General features: G+C 35.5%; 18 protein-coding genes and 1 other annotated feature. Of the genes, 11 read left to right on the forward strand and 7 right to left on the reverse strand.

Translation table 11 applies throughout. The features are described 5' to 3' along the window. Positions 1-210 precede the first annotated feature (210 nt). Positions 211-1,749, forward strand: coding sequence for an ABC-F family ATP-binding cassette domain-containing protein (locus tag C240_RS08320; protein ID WP_271494279.1), 1,539 nt, complete (start codon positions 211-213; stop codon positions 1,747-1,749). An 80-nt stretch (positions 1,750-1,829) separates the two neighbouring features. After that, positions 1,830-1,874 (forward strand) — a sequence feature (sodium ion sensor (DUF1646 type); this cis-regulatory element may regulate processes involved in with the transportation of sodium ions). A 49-nt stretch (positions 1,875-1,923) separates the two neighbouring features. Then, positions 1,924-4,680 carry a cation-translocating P-type ATPase gene (locus tag C240_RS08325; protein WP_271494282.1) on the forward strand — a complete coding sequence of 919 codons (2,757 nt, stop codon included), beginning with the start codon at positions 1,924-1,926 and terminating at the stop codon, positions 4,678-4,680. A gap of 95 nt (positions 4,681-4,775) precedes the next feature. Here C240_RS08325 and C240_RS08330 read toward each other — a convergent pair whose 3' ends face one another. The 4 genes from C240_RS08330 to C240_RS08345 all read right to left on the reverse strand — a co-directional run bounded on the left by C240_RS08330 (position 4,776) and on the right by C240_RS08345 (position 8,632). After that, positions 4,776-5,705, reverse strand: coding sequence for a metal ABC transporter substrate-binding protein (locus tag C240_RS08330; protein WP_271494285.1), 930 nt, complete (start codon positions 5,703-5,705; stop codon positions 4,776-4,778). Next, positions 5,702-6,559, reverse strand: a complete 858-nt coding sequence (locus C240_RS08335) for a metal ABC transporter permease (RefSeq protein WP_271494288.1) — start codon at positions 6,557-6,559, stop codon at positions 5,702-5,704. Before C240_RS08335 ends, C240_RS08330 begins: the two co-directional genes overlap by 4 nt. Beyond that, positions 6,556-7,308 (reverse strand): metal ABC transporter ATP-binding protein, encoded by a 753-nt coding sequence (locus tag C240_RS08340; protein ID WP_271494291.1) that lies wholly within the window; start codon positions 7,306-7,308, stop codon positions 6,556-6,558. The genes C240_RS08335 and C240_RS08340 overlap by 4 nt, the downstream gene beginning before the upstream one ends. A 139-nt stretch (positions 7,309-7,447) precedes the next feature. Continuing rightward, positions 7,448-8,632 carry a serine hydrolase domain-containing protein gene (locus C240_RS08345; RefSeq protein ID WP_271494294.1) on the reverse strand — a complete coding sequence of 395 codons (1,185 nt, stop codon included), beginning with the start codon at positions 8,630-8,632 and terminating at the stop codon, positions 7,448-7,450. Between the two features lie 241 nt (positions 8,633-8,873). Here C240_RS08345 and C240_RS08350 point away from each other — a divergent pair, with 241 nt between their 5' ends. The 5 genes from C240_RS08350 to mnmA all read left to right on the forward strand — a co-directional run bounded on the left by C240_RS08350 (position 8,874) and on the right by mnmA (position 13,800). Then, complete coding sequence (locus C240_RS08350; RefSeq protein WP_271494297.1) at positions 8,874-9,839, forward strand: ribose-phosphate diphosphokinase; 966 nt, start codon at positions 8,874-8,876, stop codon at positions 9,837-9,839. A 93-nt stretch (positions 9,840-9,932) separates the two neighbouring features. Then, positions 9,933-10,829: an EamA family transporter RarD gene (gene rarD / locus C240_RS08355; RefSeq protein WP_271494299.1), complete on the forward strand. Its 897-nt coding sequence runs from the start codon at positions 9,933-9,935 to the stop codon at positions 10,827-10,829. An 81-nt stretch (positions 10,830-10,910) separates the two neighbouring features. Further along, on the forward strand, positions 10,911-12,056 hold the full coding sequence (locus tag C240_RS08360) for a cysteine desulfurase family protein (protein WP_271494302.1): 1,146 nt from the start codon (positions 10,911-10,913) through the stop codon (positions 12,054-12,056). 82 nt (positions 12,057-12,138) lie between these two features. Next, the gene (locus C240_RS08365; RefSeq protein ID WP_271494305.1) at positions 12,139-12,480 is read left to right on the forward strand and encodes a DUF1831 domain-containing protein; all 342 of its coding nucleotides are present in this window, start codon (positions 12,139-12,141) and stop codon (positions 12,478-12,480) included. Positions 12,481-12,675: 195 nt separating this feature from the next. Then, positions 12,676-13,800, forward strand: coding sequence for a tRNA 2-thiouridine(34) synthase MnmA (gene mnmA / locus C240_RS08370; protein WP_271494308.1), 1,125 nt, complete (start codon positions 12,676-12,678; stop codon positions 13,798-13,800). Positions 13,801-13,821: 21 nt separating this feature from the next. Here the strand turns inward: mnmA and C240_RS08375 are convergent, their stop codons facing one another. Next, a complete protein-coding gene (locus C240_RS08375) occupies positions 13,822-14,214 on the reverse strand; it encodes a hypothetical protein (RefSeq protein WP_271494312.1) in 393 nt (130 codons plus the stop codon). A gap of 218 nt (positions 14,215-14,432) precedes the next feature. Between C240_RS08375 and C240_RS08380 the strand changes: the two genes are divergently transcribed. After that, entirely contained in the window at positions 14,433-14,798 is a 366-nt protein-coding gene (locus C240_RS08380; RefSeq protein ID WP_271494315.1) for a DUF1033 family protein, read from the forward strand. 64 nt (positions 14,799-14,862) lie between these two features. On the opposite strand, the gene C240_RS08385 is transcribed toward C240_RS08380, so the two are convergent. After that, entirely contained in the window at positions 14,863-15,573 is a 711-nt protein-coding gene (locus tag C240_RS08385) for a DsbA family oxidoreductase (protein WP_271494317.1), read from the reverse strand. Between the two features lie 181 nt (positions 15,574-15,754). Between C240_RS08385 and C240_RS08390 the strand changes: the two genes are divergently transcribed. The 3 genes from C240_RS08390 to C240_RS08400 all read left to right on the forward strand — a co-directional run bounded on the left by C240_RS08390 (position 15,755) and on the right by C240_RS08400 (position 19,108). Continuing rightward, positions 15,755-17,836: a DNA topoisomerase III gene (locus tag C240_RS08390; RefSeq protein ID WP_271494319.1), complete on the forward strand. Its 2,082-nt coding sequence runs from the start codon at positions 15,755-15,757 to the stop codon at positions 17,834-17,836. 641 nt (positions 17,837-18,477) lie between these two features. Next, positions 18,478-18,837 carry a hypothetical protein gene (locus C240_RS08395; protein WP_271494321.1) on the forward strand — a complete coding sequence of 120 codons (360 nt, stop codon included), beginning with the start codon at positions 18,478-18,480 and terminating at the stop codon, positions 18,835-18,837. A gap of 103 nt (positions 18,838-18,940) precedes the next feature. Next, positions 18,941-19,108, forward strand: a complete 168-nt coding sequence (locus C240_RS08400) for a hypothetical protein (protein WP_271494323.1) — start codon at positions 18,941-18,943, stop codon at positions 19,106-19,108. A gap of 198 nt (positions 19,109-19,306) precedes the next feature. Here C240_RS08400 and C240_RS08405 read toward each other — a convergent pair whose 3' ends face one another. Beyond that, complete coding sequence (locus tag C240_RS08405; RefSeq protein WP_271494325.1) at positions 19,307-19,720, reverse strand: hypothetical protein; 414 nt, start codon at positions 19,718-19,720, stop codon at positions 19,307-19,309. Positions 19,721-19,732 lie beyond the last annotated feature (12 nt).

The following is a 19,732-nucleotide window of genomic DNA, read 5'->3' on the forward strand; positions in this document are numbered from 1 at the left end:
TTCGCACGTTGTCCTTTGTTTGTGCGCTAAAACAAGGGATAAGATGGGGCAGCCTATTTTGATCGCTTGTTTTTTTGTTCAGATTTAAAGCGTAAATAGTATCGATCCAATGTGCGAAACGGTTGTTTAAAATAATGAAAATGACAGAATAAACAATCTAGGTACGAATTCAATTTACAACAAATGAATGATAGAAATGAGGAAAAAACAATGAGTTTATTAACAATTGAACACTTAACCCAACGATTTGGAGAAAAAATTCTATATGAAGATGCATCTCTTCGAGTGAATAAAGGCGATCATCTAGGCTTAACAGGTCAAAATGGCGTTGGAAAATCTACTTTGGTTAAAATTCTAACGGGTGAAATTTTAGCAGATGACGGAACGATTACTTGGCAAAATAATGCAAAAATTGGTTATTTGGATCAGTATGTAGAAGTAGTTGGCAATTTTTCAATCAATGAATTTTTACATCAAGCCTACGAGTCACTTTATGCACTAGAAAGAAAAATTAATGATCTATATGAGGAGTATGGACAAACAGGTGAGGATAAATTATTAGAACGTGCAGGGAATTTACAAACCCAGCTGGATGAAGGTGAGTTTTATCAAATTGATACGATTATCAATGATCTTGCTAATGGTTTGGGGATTACTGCAATTGGTCTGAATCGTCCAATGAAAGAATTAAGTGGCGGACAACGCTCGAAAGTAATTTTGGCTAAACTTTTGTTAGAAGAGCCAGATGTTTTACTTTTAGATGAGCCCACAAACTATTTGGATGACACACATATTCAATGGCTGATTGGGTACTTAAATAATTTTACAGGTACTTTTATTCTGGTTTCCCATGACTTCCATTTTTTAAATGCAGTTACCAATTGTATTTGTGATATTGAATTTGGGAAATTAACGAAGTATACAGGAAATGTAGAAAAGTCATTTGCTCAAAAGGAACAAAACAAAGAAACTTATCTAAAACAGTACCATGCCCAACAAGCAAAAATTGAAAAGGCCGAAGCGTATATTCGGAAATACAAAGCAGGTAATCGAGCTACAATGGCTAAAAGTCGGCAAAAGCAATTAGATCGGGTCGAAAGAATGGCACCTCCGGGTAGCTTGATTAGACCGCAAATTCAATTTCCTTATCAAGGAATTGTCGCTAGTTTGGTTTTAGTGACAAACGAGTTGGTGATTGGATATGATAAACCTTTGCTGGCGCCCATTAATTTATCTGTTCATAGTGGTGAAAAAGTGGCAATTAAAGGTTTTAATGGTATCGGGAAATCTACGTTAATTAAAACACTGACAGGTAAAATCAAACCCATTAGCGGTGATTATCAATATCCTGCCAATACAAAAATTGCCTATTTCTCTCAAGATTTAACATGGGAAAATGATTATTTAACCCCAATCGCTTATTTAAGTGATTGCTTTCCGAGAAAAACAGTCAAAGAAATCCGTACGTATTTAGCAAAATGTGGACTGCCTGATAAATTGGTGAATCAACAATTACGTTTACTAAGTGGTGGTGAGCAAACGAAGGTAAAACTTTGTGAGTTGACGATGGACTCCAGTAATCTTATCTTCTTAGATGAACCGACGAATCATATTGATGCAGCGGCTAAAGAAAGTTTACGCTTAGCTATCCAAAATTTTGAAGGAACAATAGTAATAGTTTCCCATGAAGAAGAGTTTTACGCGGATATTACAGATCGAGTGATTAATATTGAAGAAATGATTGGTTAGAAAATGATGGCGATAGTACAATAGCTGCTGGATATTTTAGTGGATTTTTGTTATACTATGGTTAATAAAATATTTAAACAGGTTGAGCGCAAGCTTCAAGACATAACTTCCAAGGGTGAGGAAGTGTCTTGAACTTGCGCTTTTTTTGTTTGTATTAAATGAAAGGATGACAAGATGAAATTTTATCAAGAAACAACTGATGTTATTTTAAAAAAATTCTCGCTTAATCTGGAGACTGGTTTAACGAAAGAGCAGGTCCTTCAAAATAGGGGGTTATACGGTGAAAATAGACTGCCGGAAGAAAAAGAAGATCCGTATTGGAAAGTCTTTTTGAAAAATTTTAAAGAACCAATCGTTATTGTTTTATTAGGAGCAGTTCTTTTGTCTTTTATCAGTGCATTTTATTCATTTCAGTTTCAAGAGAATTCAAAACATGGAAAAGAAGCGTTGTACGAAGCGATTGCTATCTTAATTCTGATTATCATAAATGCTTTTTTAGGATTTTGGCAGGAGATCAGTGCGCGGAAAAGTTTAAATGCTTTAAAAGAAATGAATAATCGCTCTACTTCTGTATTGAGAGAAGGGCACTGGGAAAATATACCAGTCAAAGAATTAGTCGTTGGTGATATCGTGAAATCTGCGATTGGTGATTTTGTTGAAGCTGATGTTCGCTGGATCGAAGTCAATGAATTACAGATTGTAGAATCTCATTTAACAGGAGAAGCAGATGCGATTCTTAAAATGATCGAACCGATTAATGAAACTGTTGAGGTCGGTGATCGAGTGAATATGGGCTTTTCCGGTTCAACGGTTTCCAATGGACAAGGGATTGGGATTGTTGTAGCAACAGGCAAGGATACAGAACTGGGAAATATCGCACAATTAATTCAAGCAGTCGGCACAAAAAAATCACCACTACAATATACAGTCAATAAATTAACAAAAACATTGATGAAAATTTCTGGCGGAATTGTTGTTCTAACGTTTTTGATTGGGATTATCCGAGCAGGTGAACTAAGTATGGATTCGATCACTTCAGTATTGTCTACATCGATTGCATTAGCAGTTGCTTCCATACCAGACGCATTACCAGCTGTTTTGTCGATTGTCTTAACGATTGGCGCTGCAAAAATGGCTCGGAATAAAGGGTTGGTCAAATCATTAACTAGTGTAGAAACACTTGGGGGAACCTCTTATATTTGCTCAGATAAAACTGGAACGTTGACTAAAAACGAAATGACCGTCGTTAAATATTACGATAATGGTCAGGAATATGAAGTTTCTGGTCTAGGCTATTCGCCAAAAGGTTCGATTACTAATAAAAAAATGCAAGAAAATTTTGAGAAGTCTTCTGAATTTTTACTTGGTTCAGTTTTGTGTAATGAAGCGATGGTTAAAGAAGTAGAGGGGAAATTTAAACCGTTTGGAAATCCGACTGAAGTTGCGTTAACTGTTCTTGGACAAAAAGCGGGTATTATTCGAGAAGAATTACTTGAATCTATGGAGATTGTTCGTACATTACCATTTACAAGCAATAGAAAAATGATGAGCGTTATAGTCAAAAATTCTGATAACTATTTTATTTATACAAAAGGTGCACCGGACGTATTGGTAGAACATAGTCGAGGAATAGTCGTTGATAATCAGTTAGATGACTCAGACAAAGCCAAAGAACACTTTACTTCTATTGTAAATAGCTATGCAGAACAAGCATTGCGGACACTTGCTGTTGGTTATCGTAAATTGACGAAAGAAGAAGCTTTAAATGGTTCAGTTGAAGAATTAGAAACAGAGCTGCTAATCTCTGGTGTGGCTGGCATTATTGATCCTGCGCGAGAAGAAGTGAAAGAGTCAATTAAAACCCTTCATGAAGCGAATATCGAAGTTGTAATGATTACAGGAGATCACGAAAAAACAGCACAAGCGATTGCTTACGATTTAGGAATCACGCCAACAAAAGATGGAGCTGTCATTAAAGGAATAGAAATTGAAGCCATGTCAGATGAACAATTATTCGAAAAAGTGAAACAGACAAAACTTTATGCCAGAGTCTCACCGGAACATAAACAACGGATTGTAAAACAACTTCAAAAGCATGGACAAATTGTAGCGATGACAGGTGACGGTGTTAATGATGCACCTGCTTTACGAGCAGCAGATATTGGCATTGCCATGGGAATTGCGGGAACAGAAGTAACAAAAGATTCGGCCGATTTGATTTTGCTGGATGACAAATTTACTACAATTGAACGATCTGTTCAAGGTGGCCGTACGATTTATGCCAACATTAAAAATTTTATGCGTCATGAGTTAACCACAAATGTTGCTGAAGTACTGTCTCTACTTTTCGGTTTGCTATTTTTTACAAAATCAATTGGAACGGTTTCGGCAACAACACCAACACTAACTGCATTAATGGTGCTTTGGGTAAATATGGTCAGTGATGCTGTTCCATCTTTTTCTTTAGGTTATGATGTGGCTGAATCAGATATTATGAAAGACCAGCCTAGAAATCCTAAAGAATCAATTTTAGCAAATTATACTTGGTCTAGAGTCTTGATTAGAGGAATTGTGATGGGGTTAACGGTTTATGGCGGTTTTGTTTTAGCTGCTCATAGTGGTATGTCGAGTAATCAGGCGCAAACCGTGGCGTTTTTAACTCTTGTATATGGTCAGTTATGGCATGTATTCGATGCTAGAAGTTCAAAAACGTTGTACAGGAGAAATCCATTTAGCAATCCACGTTTAGTTGCAGCGGTTGCATTTGCAGCAGTTTCTTCATTTTTAGTTACGATTATTCCTTTCTTTAATACAGTGATGGGAACAGTTTCACTGCCTGCTCATGTCTATTTATTAGTGATCTTTATTCCTGCGTTGCCAACCTTTATCCTGTCTGGAATAAAAGAACTTTTTGCTATTAAAATTTGGTAGGTAGACTTTAGCAAAAGCAATCAAAAAACTAGCGCCAAAAAATCAGGGGATTCGATAGTCATTTTATCGACTTGATTTTGACGCTAGTTTTTATTTTATTTTGTTAAACCTTCATGGATTTTGTCTAGATTCCATTTCATCATAGAGTAGTAACTATCGCCATCTTCGCCTTTTTTAGCAATAGAGTCAGTGAAGATCGTACTGTAGATTGGCAGATCTGTTTCTTTAGAAACACGTTCCATACTGCGTTTGTCAACACTTGTTTCAACAAAGAGAGCTGGAACGTTTGTTTCTTTAATTTGATCGATAATTTGTTTCATTTGATCGGGTGTTCCTTGACTTTCTGTGTTGATTTCCCAAATGTAAGCAGCTGTTACACCGTAAGCTTTTGAGAAATATTTAAAGGCTCCTTCACTCGTAACTAGTAGCTTTTGATCTTCTGGAATATCAGCAAACTTTTCTTTTGCTTCTTTATCTAAAGCTGCTAGTTTTTCAATATAGGCAGAGGCGTTTTTTTCGTAGGTTTCTTTGTTGTTAGGGTCTTTTTCACTTAATGTGTCTTTGATTGTTTCAACGTAAGAAATGCCATTTTGAATATCTAACCAAGCATGGGGATCTTGTTCATCTTCTTGTCCAGCGCTAGTTAAATACATCGGTTCAACATTTTTACTAACGGCAAAATAGTCTTCATTTTCTTTTTTATTAGCCGTTTCCATTAGCTTTTTAAACCAGCCATTACCACCAGTTTCTAAGTTTAAACCATTGAAGAATAGAACATCTGCTTCGGAAGCTTTCGCAATATCTTCTGGTAAAGGTTCATATTCGTGGGGATCAGTTCCGACAGGGACAATACTGTGTAAATTAACCAGATCACCACCAACATTTTCGACCATATCTGCAAGAATGGAATTTGTCGCCACGACGTCTAGTTTCTCTTTATCTGCTGAATCTGAAGTGTTCGATTGGCAAGCAGCTAGAAAGAATAGCCCCGCTAATGCCGTAATAAAAAGTAATTTTTTTCTCATGATATTGATTCCTCCTGTTTTTGTTTATTGACAAAAAATAGTCCTTTTCTTGGTGAGAATAAAAATGCTAAAACGAAAAATGCTGCAGCGGTTAATACAATAGTTGCTCCGGATGCTAAATTATACGAGTAGCTAAAGAACAAACCGATAATTGAACTTAAAATACCAAAAGTAGAAGCTAAGCCAATCATACTAGGTAGATGGTTTGTTAACAGATAAGCGGTCGCAGCTGGAGTAATCAGCATGGCAATCACTAAAATAGTTCCTACCGTTTGTAAAGATGAAACAGCCACTAAAGTTAGTAAAAACATCAACGCATAGTGGAAAAATTGTACATTTAACCCATAAGCTTGCGCCATAGTTGGATCAAATGAAGTGATTTGTAACTCTTTGTAAAAAATGCCAACAAAAACGATCACGATAATGCCAACGATGACAGTAATCAAAATATCTGAATCTCGAACAGCTAAAACATTCCCAAAAAGAATATGGTAGAGGTCAGTAGAACTTTTAGCGAAAGAAATCATAATGATTCCTAAAGCAAAGAAAGAACTGAAGACAACACCGATAGCTGTATCATTTTTTAGTTGGCTTTTTTGTGTAATAAATCCGATTAATAATGCCGCGATAATACCAAAAATTGAAGCGCCAAAGATATAGTTAACCCCAAACATATAAGAGGCAGCAACTCCCGGCAACACTGCATGAGAAATCGCATCGCCCATTAAAGACATTCCTCGTAATACGATAAATGATCCAATGATTCCTGAAACTAAACCTACAATAATTGAGGTAATCAAAGCGTTCTGTAAAAATTGGTAGCGAACCAATCCATCAATAAAATTTGCAATCATGCGTCAGCCACTCCTTTGATAATAATGTCGCCCATCGTTTCGCCATAAGCAGCTTGAATATTTTTGTTGGTGAACGTTGTAGCGACTGGACCAGCGGCAATTAAACGTTTCTTTAAAATGATGATTTCATCAAAATAATGAGCTACTTTATGCAAATCATGATGGACAATAACGATCGTTTTGCCAGCTTCTTTTAGTTGCTTAAGAATATCCATAATTACTTTTTCACTGGTCATATCGATTCCTACAAAAGGTTCGTCCAACACGATAACATCTGCATCTTGTGCCAGCACTCGTGCAATAAAGACTCGTTGCAGCTGACCACCTGATAACTCGCCAATCTGACGCTTAGCAAAAGCTTCTAGTTGAACCGTTTGTAATGCAGCTAGTGCTTTAGCTTTATCCTCTTTTTTCGGTCGTTTCATGAGACCAAGTTTAGGATAGGTACCCAAAAGAACAACTTCCAACACATTGATTGGAAACGACAAATCTAATGCACTGCGTTGTTCAACATAAGCCACGCGTTTTTTCTGTAGGTCAATTGGTGTCTGACCTAACTTAACGGCTCTTGAATCGGTTTTAAGCAAGTTCAACATGCCCTTTAAAAAGGTTGATTTACCTGCGCCGTTTGGACCAATAATCCCAGTAATTTTTCCAGCTGGAATTTGTAAAGAAATATCAATCAAGGCCTTTTGTCCTTGGTAACTAACAGTAAGATGTTCTATTGAAAGATTATTATTTATAGACATAAAGAAACCTCCTTTTTAGGTTTGCCTAAAAATAGTATAAGTTAAACTTGAATTAAAATCAATCTATTTTTTAGGTGCGCCTAAAAATAAAGAGATTGCTAGGAAACTACATTATTGATTCCTAGCAATCTTTTTTTAATTATTTTGTTTTATACGGACCTAATTGACTGAACAGAGTTGCTGTTAATTGATCGTATGAGGCATTTTTAGGATATTGGTTAGTAAGTAAAATGATCGCATCTTTTCTATCTTTAGAAACATAACTAACCGCTTCGAAGCCACCTTCAATTCCGTGACCACGGATGAAGTTCCCGCAATTGTATAAACCGCCAATAAATTTATTTTGTTTATCATCAGTCCAAAGGGAATCCATTGTCTGTTTATTTACTAGCTTTTCAGCTAATAGATTAGCATAGAAGGTATACAAATCACTCACAGTCATACCCAAACTACCAGTGCCAACTTCCTGATTAAAAAGTAAAGGATCATCAGCAATGTCTGCAGCATAATCTGTATTGTCTTTTTTTTCATAGGCAAAGGTTCGATTTTTTAGCTGTAAAAAGTCATCATAGAAGCTGGTATGATGTAATTGCAAAGGTTGAATGATTTGTTGATTAAGTAGTGTTCGATAGGTAGAACCTGTCAGCTTTTCTAAAATTCCAACTAGTAGATAGTAGTTAATGGCATCGTATTTGAATTCACCAAAAGTTCCCATTTGGGCGTGAGCTATTTCAAATCGGAGAAACTCTTCATCAGACATCATTGCTGTTGGTTTTTCTTGTTGAACTAATCCAGAGTTCATTGAAAGAAGCTGCCGTATCGTTATTTTTGAGCTGTCCGGAATATTTGGATAGAAGTGATCTAATGTTTCGTCTAAAGAAAGTTTTTGCGCTTGAACTTGCTGTAAAACTAAAGCAGCAGTTAAACCTTTTTGACTGGAACCAATTTGAAAGACTGATTGACTATTATTAGCTATCTTTTTTGAGGCATTTGCGTAGCCAAAGCCTTTTTGCATGATAATCTGATTATCTTTGATTACAAGAGCGGAACCAATAAAAGAAGCATCTGTTAATTTTTGATTAATATCCAAAGCAAGATTTGAGCTTGGCAGAACGTCTTGATTTAAATTTTTAATCTGTTCTGTATCCTCTGTTTTTTCTTTTGAAATTTCAGAGGACTCCGTAGATGTTTGAGGCAAAATATTTTGCTGTTTTTCTTTGAAAAATAGAAGATAAATTTCGAAACTAATTAAAGTAAGTAAAAATAGCGTAAACAAAAATTGGCGCCGCCGCTTGTTCCTTTTTTGATGTTTTCCATGATGCATAGTATCACACCTCCGATTATTTTCATTTTACTCATCAAAAAAGGAAGTACAATCTGATCTTGTAAGATTCCGCGAACAATTTTGTAAGTACAATTTTCTTCGTTTAAAAGACATTAAAAGGTCAATTAATTGTCATAATAAAGCAAAAGATTCATGATTTTTTTGAGAATCAATGGTAGAATAGAGATTGAAATTTTTATTTAGACGTATCGAAAAAAATACCTAGATCACGGAGGAAATCATGACCCAAAAATACCAGGATAAAACATTACGAATCTTTAGTTTAAATGCTAATCGTCCGTTAGCAGAAAGAATTGCTGAAGTTGTCGGCACAGAATTAGGCAAGAGTACGGTTCGCCAATTCAGCGACGGAGAAATTCAAATAAACATTGAAGAAAGTATTCGTGGGGACCATGTTTTTCTAGTTCAGTCGACTAATCTGCCGGTTAATGATAATTTAATGGAATTATTGATTATGATTGATGCATTAAAACGAGCAAGTGCTAAAACAATTAACGTCGTTTTACCCTATTATGGTTATGCTCGCCAAGATCGGACTGCAAAGCCAAGAGAACCGATCACTGCAAAATTAGTGGCTAATTTATTGGAAGAAGCTGGGGCAACTCGTGTGTTAACCCTTGATTTACATACAGTTCAAGTACAGGGATTCTTTGATATTCCAGTGGATAATTTGTTTACAATGCCGTTATTTGCGCATAATTATCGTCAGCAGCAGCTAACTGGTGAAGAAATTGTTGTTGTTTCGCCTAAAAATAGTGGTGTTCAGCGAGCGAGAAGTTTATCAGAATATCTAGATGCAACGTTAGCTATCGTCGATCAAGACGAAGTTGATGGTGTACGATCAGGTTATGTTATTGGTGAAGTGAAAAATAAAACGTGTATTTTAGTAGATGATATTTTAAATACAGGTGAAACCATGGCGACTGCTGCTAAAATCTTAAAGGATAATGGAGCAAAAAATATCTACGTTTGTGCTTCACATGGTTTACTTTCAAAAGGTGCTAAAGCTACTTTAGATGCTGCGCCGATAGAACAGATTTGTGTAACAGATTCTGTGTTTATCTCTGATGACCGTAAACCGAATGCGTTGGAAATTGTTTCATGTGCTGAGTTAATGGGTGAAGCAGTCAAACGAATTCATGAAAATACGCCAATGAGTCCGTTGTTTCGTTTAGAGGATGATTAAGTAGAAAATCAATGTTTGCGTAGCGTAAGAAGTCCGGTTTGCCGGACTTCTTTTTTCACTAGTTATCTAATTTTACAAAGTAAGGAGAGAAGTATGGAAGAGCAAAGAAAAGGAATAATTTTCGGATTTATAGCCTATATTTTTTGGGGAGTTATTCCATTATATTGGAAATTGCTGCCGACGGTCGATCCACTAGATATCTTGTGTTATCGTGTCGTTTGGTCATTTTTATTTATGATTATTTATATTTTAGTTACGAAAAAAGGGACAGCTTTTTTTAGTGAAGCCAAAAGTGTTTATCGGGATAAAAAGAAATTAATTGCCATTATTTGTGCATCATTTTTAATTTCTATTAATTGGTTTACTTTTATCTATACAGTGAGTCAAGGGCATGTAACAGAGGCTAGTTTAGGGTATTATATGAATCCGTTAGTGAATGTTTTATTAGCAACAATCGTGTTGAAAGAAAAACTAAGTCGTTTTGGCATGATTGCCTGTGGTTTGGCTTTAACTGGTGTGCTGCTGTTAACGTTTCAGACAGGTGTGATTCCTGTAGCATCATTAATTATGGCGTTTTCTTTTAGTCTGTATGGATTAATCAAAAAAGGCATATCCGTCAGCTCATATACATCTTTGACAATAGAGACATTTGTCATTTTACCAGTAGCTTTAATTTATTTGCTTGGTTTCTCTAAACATGGTTTTATGACATACGAGGTATCGACAAATTTATTACTAATGGGTGCCGGGATTGTGACAGCTATTCCACTTTTATTGTTTTCTGAAGCAGCAAAACGAATTTCTTATATTATTCTTGGCTTTATTCAATATATTAATCCGACAATCATGCTGCTATTCGCTATTTTTATCTTTCATGAACCCTATACATCAGAACAGTTTATCGCATTTGGTTTTATTTGGCTGGCAATTGCTGTTTTTACCTATGGAAATTTTTATATGTATCGAAAAGAGAAGCGTTTTTCTAAGTAAGGAAATGAAGAATCATTCTTTGAGGAACCTTTTTAGTTATGTTAAAATAGTCCCATTAATGAAAGAGAAAGGGCGAGTACAGTGGAATCCATATATTTAGATCATGCTGCAACTACACCAGCACATCCGGCAGTCATAAAAGTAGTAACAGATGAAATGAGTCAAACTTTCGGAAATCCATCAAGCATTCATCATTTTGGGCGTCAAGCGCATCGGAAACTGGAAGATGTCCGGCAAATTATAGCAAGAAGCCTTCAAGTAAAACCTCATGAAATAATTTTCAATAGCGGTGGTACAGAAGGGGATAATACGGCAATTATCGAAACAGCTCTTTCTAGAAAAGACCAAGGGCGGCATTTAATTACAACAGCTATCGAACACCCCGCAGTTTTGGAAACGATGAAATATTTGGAGAAACTGGGTTTTGACGTGACGTATCTACCTGTGAATGAAAAAGGTGAGCTAGCAGCTTCAGATGTGAAAAATGCGTTGCGTGAAGACACCATTCTGGTTTCTGTGATGTTTGGAAATAATGAGATTGGCAATCTATTGCCGATTAAAGAAATTGGTGAACTTTTGCAAGATCATCCAGCCGTTTTTCATACCGATGCGGTGCAAGCATATGGTTCAGAACGGATTTTACCCCATGAATTTGGCATAGACTTATTGAGTATTTCTGCCCATAAAATTAACGGACCAAAAGGGGTCGGCTTTTTATTTAAGAGTGATGAGATTTCACTGCCATCGTTTTTACATGGTGGAGAGCAAGAGGAAAAACGCCGTGCTGGTACAGAAAATTTAGCTGGAATTGCTGGTATGGGAAAAGCTGTTGAACTTTTGACTGAAGACGAAAAAAACGAACGCCAACAAAAATATACTAAGTATCAAGAACTTATTTTAGCCCAATTAGATCAAGCTCAAATTGACTACAAAATTAACGGCAATCCGGAAAATAAATTAGGACATATTTTAAATGTATGGTTTCCAAAAGTGTCCAGCGATTTATTATTAATGCATTTAGACTTAAAAGGCGTGGCAATTTCTACAGGATCAGCTTGTACAGCCGGAACAGTGGAACCTTCCCATGTACTTGAAGCAATCTATGGCGAGAATCATCCGGCAATCAAAGAATCGGTCCGAATTAGTTTTGGTTTAAATAACGATGAAAAGCAAATTCAACAATTTTCAACAATCTTGATCGAAACAATTCAAAAGATCAAGCACTAAGCAAAAGAAAAAAAGATTAGAACTAGCCAAAAACGAATGGAACTACTATAATAAAAGAGACAACGAAAAAAGAGGTGGAAAAATGGCATTTAAAGAAAAAGCAACAGTAGAAGGTTCTGAAATATTTTATAAAGTGAATGAAAAAGCAAAAAAATACACATTGAAAGATAATGGATTTACTGAAACAAATTCAGGAAACTTCCAATTAATTCGTCCATTGGATGCAACACCCCAAAGTAAAGAAGGCTTTAAATTAAAAATCACAATTGCTGGCGATTTAAAAACATTAAAAATGTCAGTAACAACAGCCAATGGTTTAAAATCCATGAATATTTTTAAAAGTGAAAACCATGCAATGAGCCAAGAGAAATTTTACTTTTTAATGGACGGTATGATTAGCCGCGATGTATTAGAAAAAGCGTAATTGAATAATGAAAAATAGGACTCATGCTTTCAGTAAGCGGGTCTTATTTTTTTACCTTTGATTGTGTGTGAAGTTGACAGTCGATTTCAACCCCTTTACATCTTCTAAAATCCTAGTATAATAAGTATCACTGAAAAGTTACGACCTTCAAATCGTAGATGAGTTCAGAATCTAAATTGAAATGATGGTGATCAAATGACAGATAACAGTAAAACTCGTGTCGTTGTGGGCATGAGCGGCGGTGTGGATTCTTCTGTCACAGCGTTGCTTTTAAAAGAGCAAGGCTATGATGTCGTGGGTATCTTTATGAAAAATTGGGATGACACGGATGAAAATGGTGTGTGTACAGCCACCGAAGATTACAAAGATGTAGCAAAAGTTGCAGATCAAATCGGTATTCCTTATTATTCAGTAAATTTTGAAAAGGAATATTGGGATCGGGTATTTGAGTACTTTTTAGCAGAATATCGCCGTGGAAGAACGCCAAATCCAGATGTGATGTGTAATAAAGAAATCAAATTCAAAGCTTTTCTAGATTATGCCATGCAACTAGGAGCAGATTATGTAGCAACTGGACATTACGCTCAAGTTGAAAGAAAAGAAGACGGCACTGTGCGGATGCTGCGCGGTGTGGATAATAATAAAGATCAAACCTATTTCTTGAGTCAACTATCACAAGCACAATTAGCTAAAACTATGTTCCCATTAGGCGGTATGGAAAAATCTGAAGTCCGTGCCATTGCTGAAAGAGCAGACTTGGCAACAGCTAAGAAAAAAGATTCAACAGGGATTTGTTTTATTGGCGAAAAGAACTTTAAACAATTTTTAAGTAACTATTTACCAGCCAAAAAAGGGGATATGGTTACATTAGATGGTGAAATCAAAGGTCAACACGATGGTTTAATGTATTATACGATCGGTCAACGCCAAGGCTTAGGTATCGGCGGAGGCAAAGGCTCTCAAGAACCTTGGTTTGTAGTCGGTAAAGATTTAGAAACGAATACATTGTATGTAGGTCAAGGCTTTCATCATGAACAATTATATGCAACGCATTTAGATGCAAGTGAAATTCACTTTACAGTAGATACAGATATGCCAAAAGAATTTGAATGTACGGCAAAATTCCGCTATCGTCAACAAGATGTGCCGGTAAAAGTCGTTCTAACAGGAGATGGAACAACAGCGAAAGTTATTTTCTCAGACCCTGTTCGTGCGATTACACCAGGACAAGCAGTTGTTTTTTACGATGGCATGGAGTGTTTAGGCGGCGGTCTGATTGACCAAGCTTACCAAGAAGAAAAAGTTTTGCAATATATCTAAAAAAACTGAGTAGGATTTTTCCTACTCAGTTTTTTTATCGGACTGTTGAATATAAGCCCGTGATTCTGGCGATACGATCAAATAACTAAGCGCAGCAAATTCAAGTACCCGAAAAGCCAGCATAATCATTTTTGGAAACATACTAACCATAATTGGCGGATAAAAATACTGAATAAAAATAAAAGGAATAAACAGAATAGCTAAATAATAGCCTCTTTTCCCACCAGTAATCAAGCCGGCAATTAGCACGATATAGATAAGAAAAATTAAAATTTGATACCAAACATCTGCACCAAATGTCCCGCCACCATTGATCAGCGTTTTTAAGGCAATAATTAAAGAAATAATGATTAAAATATTATTATATAGCAAAAAATAAATCGCAATTGAATTCCAAAATACAGGTTTTTTCATAAGTAAGAAACGTTCCTTTCTGTTCTTTTCATATTTTAGCAAATGCAATTTCGATAAGCAATGAATTATATGTGAATAAATTTAATCTTCAGATCCACTAATTTTATGTTAGAATAAACAACGATGAACCTCAGAATTATTTCACAAGCACTTATGTTGAAAGTTTTCACTTAAGTAGCTAGAATAACTCTTGTATAAAGAATTGGAGTGAGCTGTAAATGTATCAAGTTATTACCATGTACGGCGATAATGAGCCTTGGTGGTTTTTTGAAGACTGGCAGGAAGACGTCGTGGAAGAAAAAACATTTAACTGTCTCGAAGATGCAGAACGTTATTACATAAAAAAATGGCAAGAACTTTCTTCTACTTACAAGTACATAAATACAAAAGTAAATTATTTGGCGGCTTTTTGGAATGAAGGCGATGAACGCTGGTGTGAAGAATGTGATGAAGATTTGCAACAGTACAAAGGATTAGCACTTTTGAAAGATTATCAAGCAGTTACGTTTGAAAGTGGCGATGATTTCCATGAACGTCATAATGATTGTGCAAAACCAAAATGTTGTAAAACGAGCATTGTTTAGAAAAGTCAAAAATAGAAGAGGCAAGTATTAGGTTCAACTAATTACTTACTCTTCTATTTTTTGTTTAATCACACACCCATTTACCATCTTCCATATTACAAGCACCATTTTCAGCTTGACTATTTTCAATAATTTCGATGACAGGTGATTCTTTTTCTTGAATTGTCTGAATCGCTTGGATAATTTGCTCGTAAGGTTGGGCACCGTTAATCAGATATTTGCCATTAACAATTAAGGCTGGAACACCAGTTAGCTGATAAGCATTTGCAAGCTGAAAATCTTTTTCAACCAAGCTAAGTGTAGTTGGATCATCAAACGCCTGCTGCCATTTTTCAGTATCGATCGAGCTATGTTGGATTACCGTTTTTATTACATTTAAGTCTTCAATATTTTGGCTGTTAACAAATAAAGCTTCTTGTAAAGCGTCAAAGACTTCCCAATAGCCATTTTCTCCAGCTACCACACCCGCAGCTTTAGCGGCAAGTAACCCATTCTTCGACGTAGGAAAAAGAAAATCAGCTTCTTTCATTCCGTCGATATTAAAACGGTGGCGCTCATCATTTTGATTGGCGTGAACCCAATGAGATAATATTTCATTTTTTGCCTGCTCTCTAGAACCAAACATTTGAGCAAGGTTTTCAGGTTCCCAAGCAAGTGCAAATGAACGATGAACAATGTTTATATCTGGCATTTCCGCTTGAACTCGACGCATACGGTCTGACATAGGGAAACAAAAACTACAAATCACATCGTGAAAAAATTCAATAGTAATCATAACTTCTCCTTTTATTAAGTATTTAACTTACTAATAGTAAGTATATAGTTTTTGAATAGATATTTCAATAAGAATGGCTTAAGTAAGCAGCAATCACCTAATAGAATATGGTAAAATAGAGACATTGAATATGAAATAACTGAAATTTACATATGAAACAAGTTGAAAGTGAGTGAATAATATGGCGAATAAACAGCTGATAATTGCTGAAAAACCTAGTGTTGCCAAAGATTTAAGCAAAGTACTGGGAGCTAATCAAAAAAATAAAAGTTATTATGAAGGACCCACTGTAATTGTTACGTGGGCATTGGGACATTTGTTAGGATTAAAAATGCCGGAAGATATCAATAAAGAATGGCAATCATGGCAAATGGAAACATTACCGATGGTGCCTAAAAATTTAGGAATTAAACCATTACCTAAAACCGGACATCAATTAAAAGCGATCAAACAATTAGCTAACCGAAAAGATGTTTCAGAAGCTGTTATTGCAACTGATGCAGGACGTGAAGGGGAATTAGTTGCTCGCTGGATTTTAGAGTACGTACATTTCAATAAGCCAGTTAAACGTCTGTGGATTTCTTCGCAAACAGATAAAGCCATCAAAGACGGCTTCAAACAATTAAAACCTGCGAAAGAATACGATAATTTATACTATTCCGCATTGGCTCGCGCTAAAGCTGACTGGTTGGTAGGGCTAAATGTGACCCGCGCGTTAACAGTCAAATATCAAGATAGCCTTTCTGCTGGACGTGTACAGACACCAACGCTTTCCTTAGTTCGTCAACAAGAAAAGAAAATCGAGAGCTTCCGCCCGCAAACCTATTTTTCAGTTGATTTACATGTAGAAAAAGAAAAAGCAAAACTAGTACAAAAAAATCCTTATGCCTTTAAAGAACGTAATGACGTTGAAGTATTTGTGAAGACACTTAGCCAAGGAAAAGGGAAAGTTACCGATATTGAAGAAAAAGCAAAATCTGAGCAAGCACCGTTACCCTATGATTTAACAGAAATTCAACGAGAGGCGAACCAACGCTATCAATTTTCAGCTAAGAAAACATTATCATTGGTGCAAAGTCTCTATGAATTTCATAAAATCGTCACGTATCCAAGAACTGACAGCAAGTATCTAACAACCGATATGAGTGCAACCATGAAAGAACGCTTACAGGCAGTTAGTGATTTTGCCCCAGAAGTTAAAACATATATTAAAAATGGCGGACAAGTCAAACTAACGAAGGTTTTCCAAAATGAAAAAGTTACCGATCACCATGCTTTAATTCCGACAGAGCAACGTCCACGCTATGAAAAACTAAGTGGGGATGAACAAAAAATCTACAATATGATTGTAACCCGCTTTTTAGGTTTATTTGCTGAACCGCATAAAACCAAACAAACGAAAGTAACGGTCAGCTTTGGCAAAGAACAATTTATTTTCCGTCAAAGTAAAGTTGAAGTTGCTGGCTGGAAGCAAGAAAAAGAAGCGATTGCTTCAACGATTGACTGGAAAATGGGCATGGTTGTCGCACCTAATTTTACCATTAATAAAGAACTCACAGCACCGCCAAAACCTTTAACAGAAGGCAGTTTGCTAGGATTAATGGAAAAACACAGTCTGGGAACACCTGCCACTCGTGCAGAAATCATTGAAAAACTGATTAAATCAGAATTAATGGAACGAACAACAAGTGGACTAATGGTTTCACCAAAAGGAAAACAATTACTAGAACTAGTTAATCCTTCATTAGTGACACCTGAACTAACCGAAAAATGGGAAAAAACACTTGAAGCAATCGCTAAAGGAAAACAAAGCAGTACTGTTTTCCTAAAAGAAATCGAGCAAGACACGAAAAAATTAGTAAATGAAATCAAACAAAGCGAAAGCAAATACCAAGATTTTTCAATCACACAAAAGAAATGCCCAGATTGCGGGTCAAACTTACGTGAAAAAAATACCAAAGATGGCAAAATCTATGTTTGTACCAATCAAGATTGTAATTACCGCAGAAGAAAAGATCCGAAAGTTTCTAACCATCGCTGTTCTCAATGTCATCGAAAAATGGAAATTATCGACGGTAAAAACGGCGCGTACTTTAAATGTAAGTACTGCTCAATCACTGAAAAAGTCCAAGATAAAAAAGAGCGTAGTAAAAAGTTAACCAAGCATGAAGAACGTAAACTAATGAAAAAATATTCCCAAAAAAATGAACCAGAAGAAAGTGCATTAGCACAAGCACTGAAAGCTGCGATGAAGCAAGATTAAACTGGAACGTTAGAGAAATGGAATTTTTATGTAGTATTAGTTTTCATTTTTATGAATATGGGACAAAATTAAAAATTATTTCTGCTACGCACTTTAAATTCGAATAAACGGGAGAAGAAGCAACTCCTATACTTTGTTTCGAATGCTTTTACAAAAATCATGAACGATTAAGTGAGTGTTAATAGCAAATTTCAATGGTATAGATTCGTTATCTGTTTCTTCATTAATTAATTTGTGCCGTACAAATTTTACAAGTAGAGAAGCCAAATGCAAGACCCAAAAGAGCCAGATCGGGGCAACCGAGCTGACTCTTTTTTTATCGGAAATTACAAAATAAACGTGAAGCTAGCTGTCTTTTTGTCCTTAGAATTTAGCTATTTATTAATGCGTTAGACAATTAAATTGATAAAGATTCCAAGTAAGACGTCAAATAGGGAAATCAAACGAATCACGATGATCTCCTTTTTTGCTGAATATATCATCATAGAAGTTAAGTAAATCAGTGATTAAAAATTACCATAAAGCCAGCCGTATTCCAATTTATGAGTTATTGTTGGATTCGTTTTTTGTAATTATATAAAACTAAATGTTTTATATAACGAACTTTTGTGCTATAATTTATTTTTAAAGGAGTGAATATTTTGGAGAGAATTTTTAATAAGACACCTTTTGAAGTAGAGTCTTTGGTTTACGCTATTCTTTTCTTGATTGTACTGACAATCACTATTTTTGTTACTGGTCTTATAATTGATCACTTCAGAAAAGACAAGTATAAGGTTAACAAGGTTTACTACCGTACTCTTAGCAATAATGTTGGTGGTGGAGAAGAGTATTACTACAGGTATTGGGCATGGCAACCAAATAAAAGGAAATTTTATACAAGAACTTTATTGGAGCAACATGGAATTAATCGACCCTATTTCAGAAAAGCAATGCAAAATAAAAAGTTAAAAAAGAGTGTGCTTCCGTTTAGAAGAGAAATTTATGGAAAAGCTCAATAGTTATTTAATTAATTACGTATACAAAAAAATTAAGTAGTATTGTCAATATGTTTTTTGATATATCTAGTTAGTGAAAAATAAAAATTTTATTGGAGGAACAATAATGGCAAATGTAAAATACATTGGAAATGATACCAAAAAATCAGAAAAAGGAAAGATTCATACTAGAAATGGGAATTATACTGCATGTGGTGCTCGAATAGACGATAACCCGCAAGATTGGGTATCAACAGCTCAATCTATCACGTGTGAAAAAAAAGGATGTAAGTAATCTAAAGCAAATAATATAATTTACTAACGCAATAATAAAGTGTTCGGCAGTACTGCTTAAGTTTTTTGTTCTATAAAAATTCATGCAACTTAGAAGTAGACATCTAAATAAAAACCGAAATCTTAGTAGTTCAAGATTTCGGTTTTTTGTTTTGATTAGAGAAAATTGCTATTTTACTATAGATCATGTGCCCCAAAATTAAGTAACAGCCTCACACATACCACTTGCTTCGAGGACACTGTTTCTCATTACAGACACTTCATGAGAAAAGGAAGTACCTGCTTGACCTTTGACCATATCAGGTGCGTTTTGAACGAATGTTTCCACACTGCTCCCTAGCTCAAACTGTTCACTTATAATCTTATTTTGCATTTGAGCGGCTTCTTCCTTTAGAGGATTAATTACACTGGCGCATTTTGCCTGTAATGCTATTTTTTGTAGTCTTTTTTTCTCTAATTTTTGGTATTGTTCTAGTTGAATCTTATAAAGTGTAATTGTAGCGGTGCTCGGTTCTTTTAGACTGGATTCAAAACTAATTTTCTGCTGTAAATTTGAAATAACATCACTGGAAGATTCACCGCCAATAGCTAAATCCATACCGGGTAAATTCATTTTATCTCTCCT

The sequence above is a fragment of the Enterococcus sp. 5H genome (genome assembly GCF_028128615.1).
Classification (GTDB): Bacteria; Bacillota; Bacilli; order Lactobacillales; family Enterococcaceae; genus Enterococcus_L.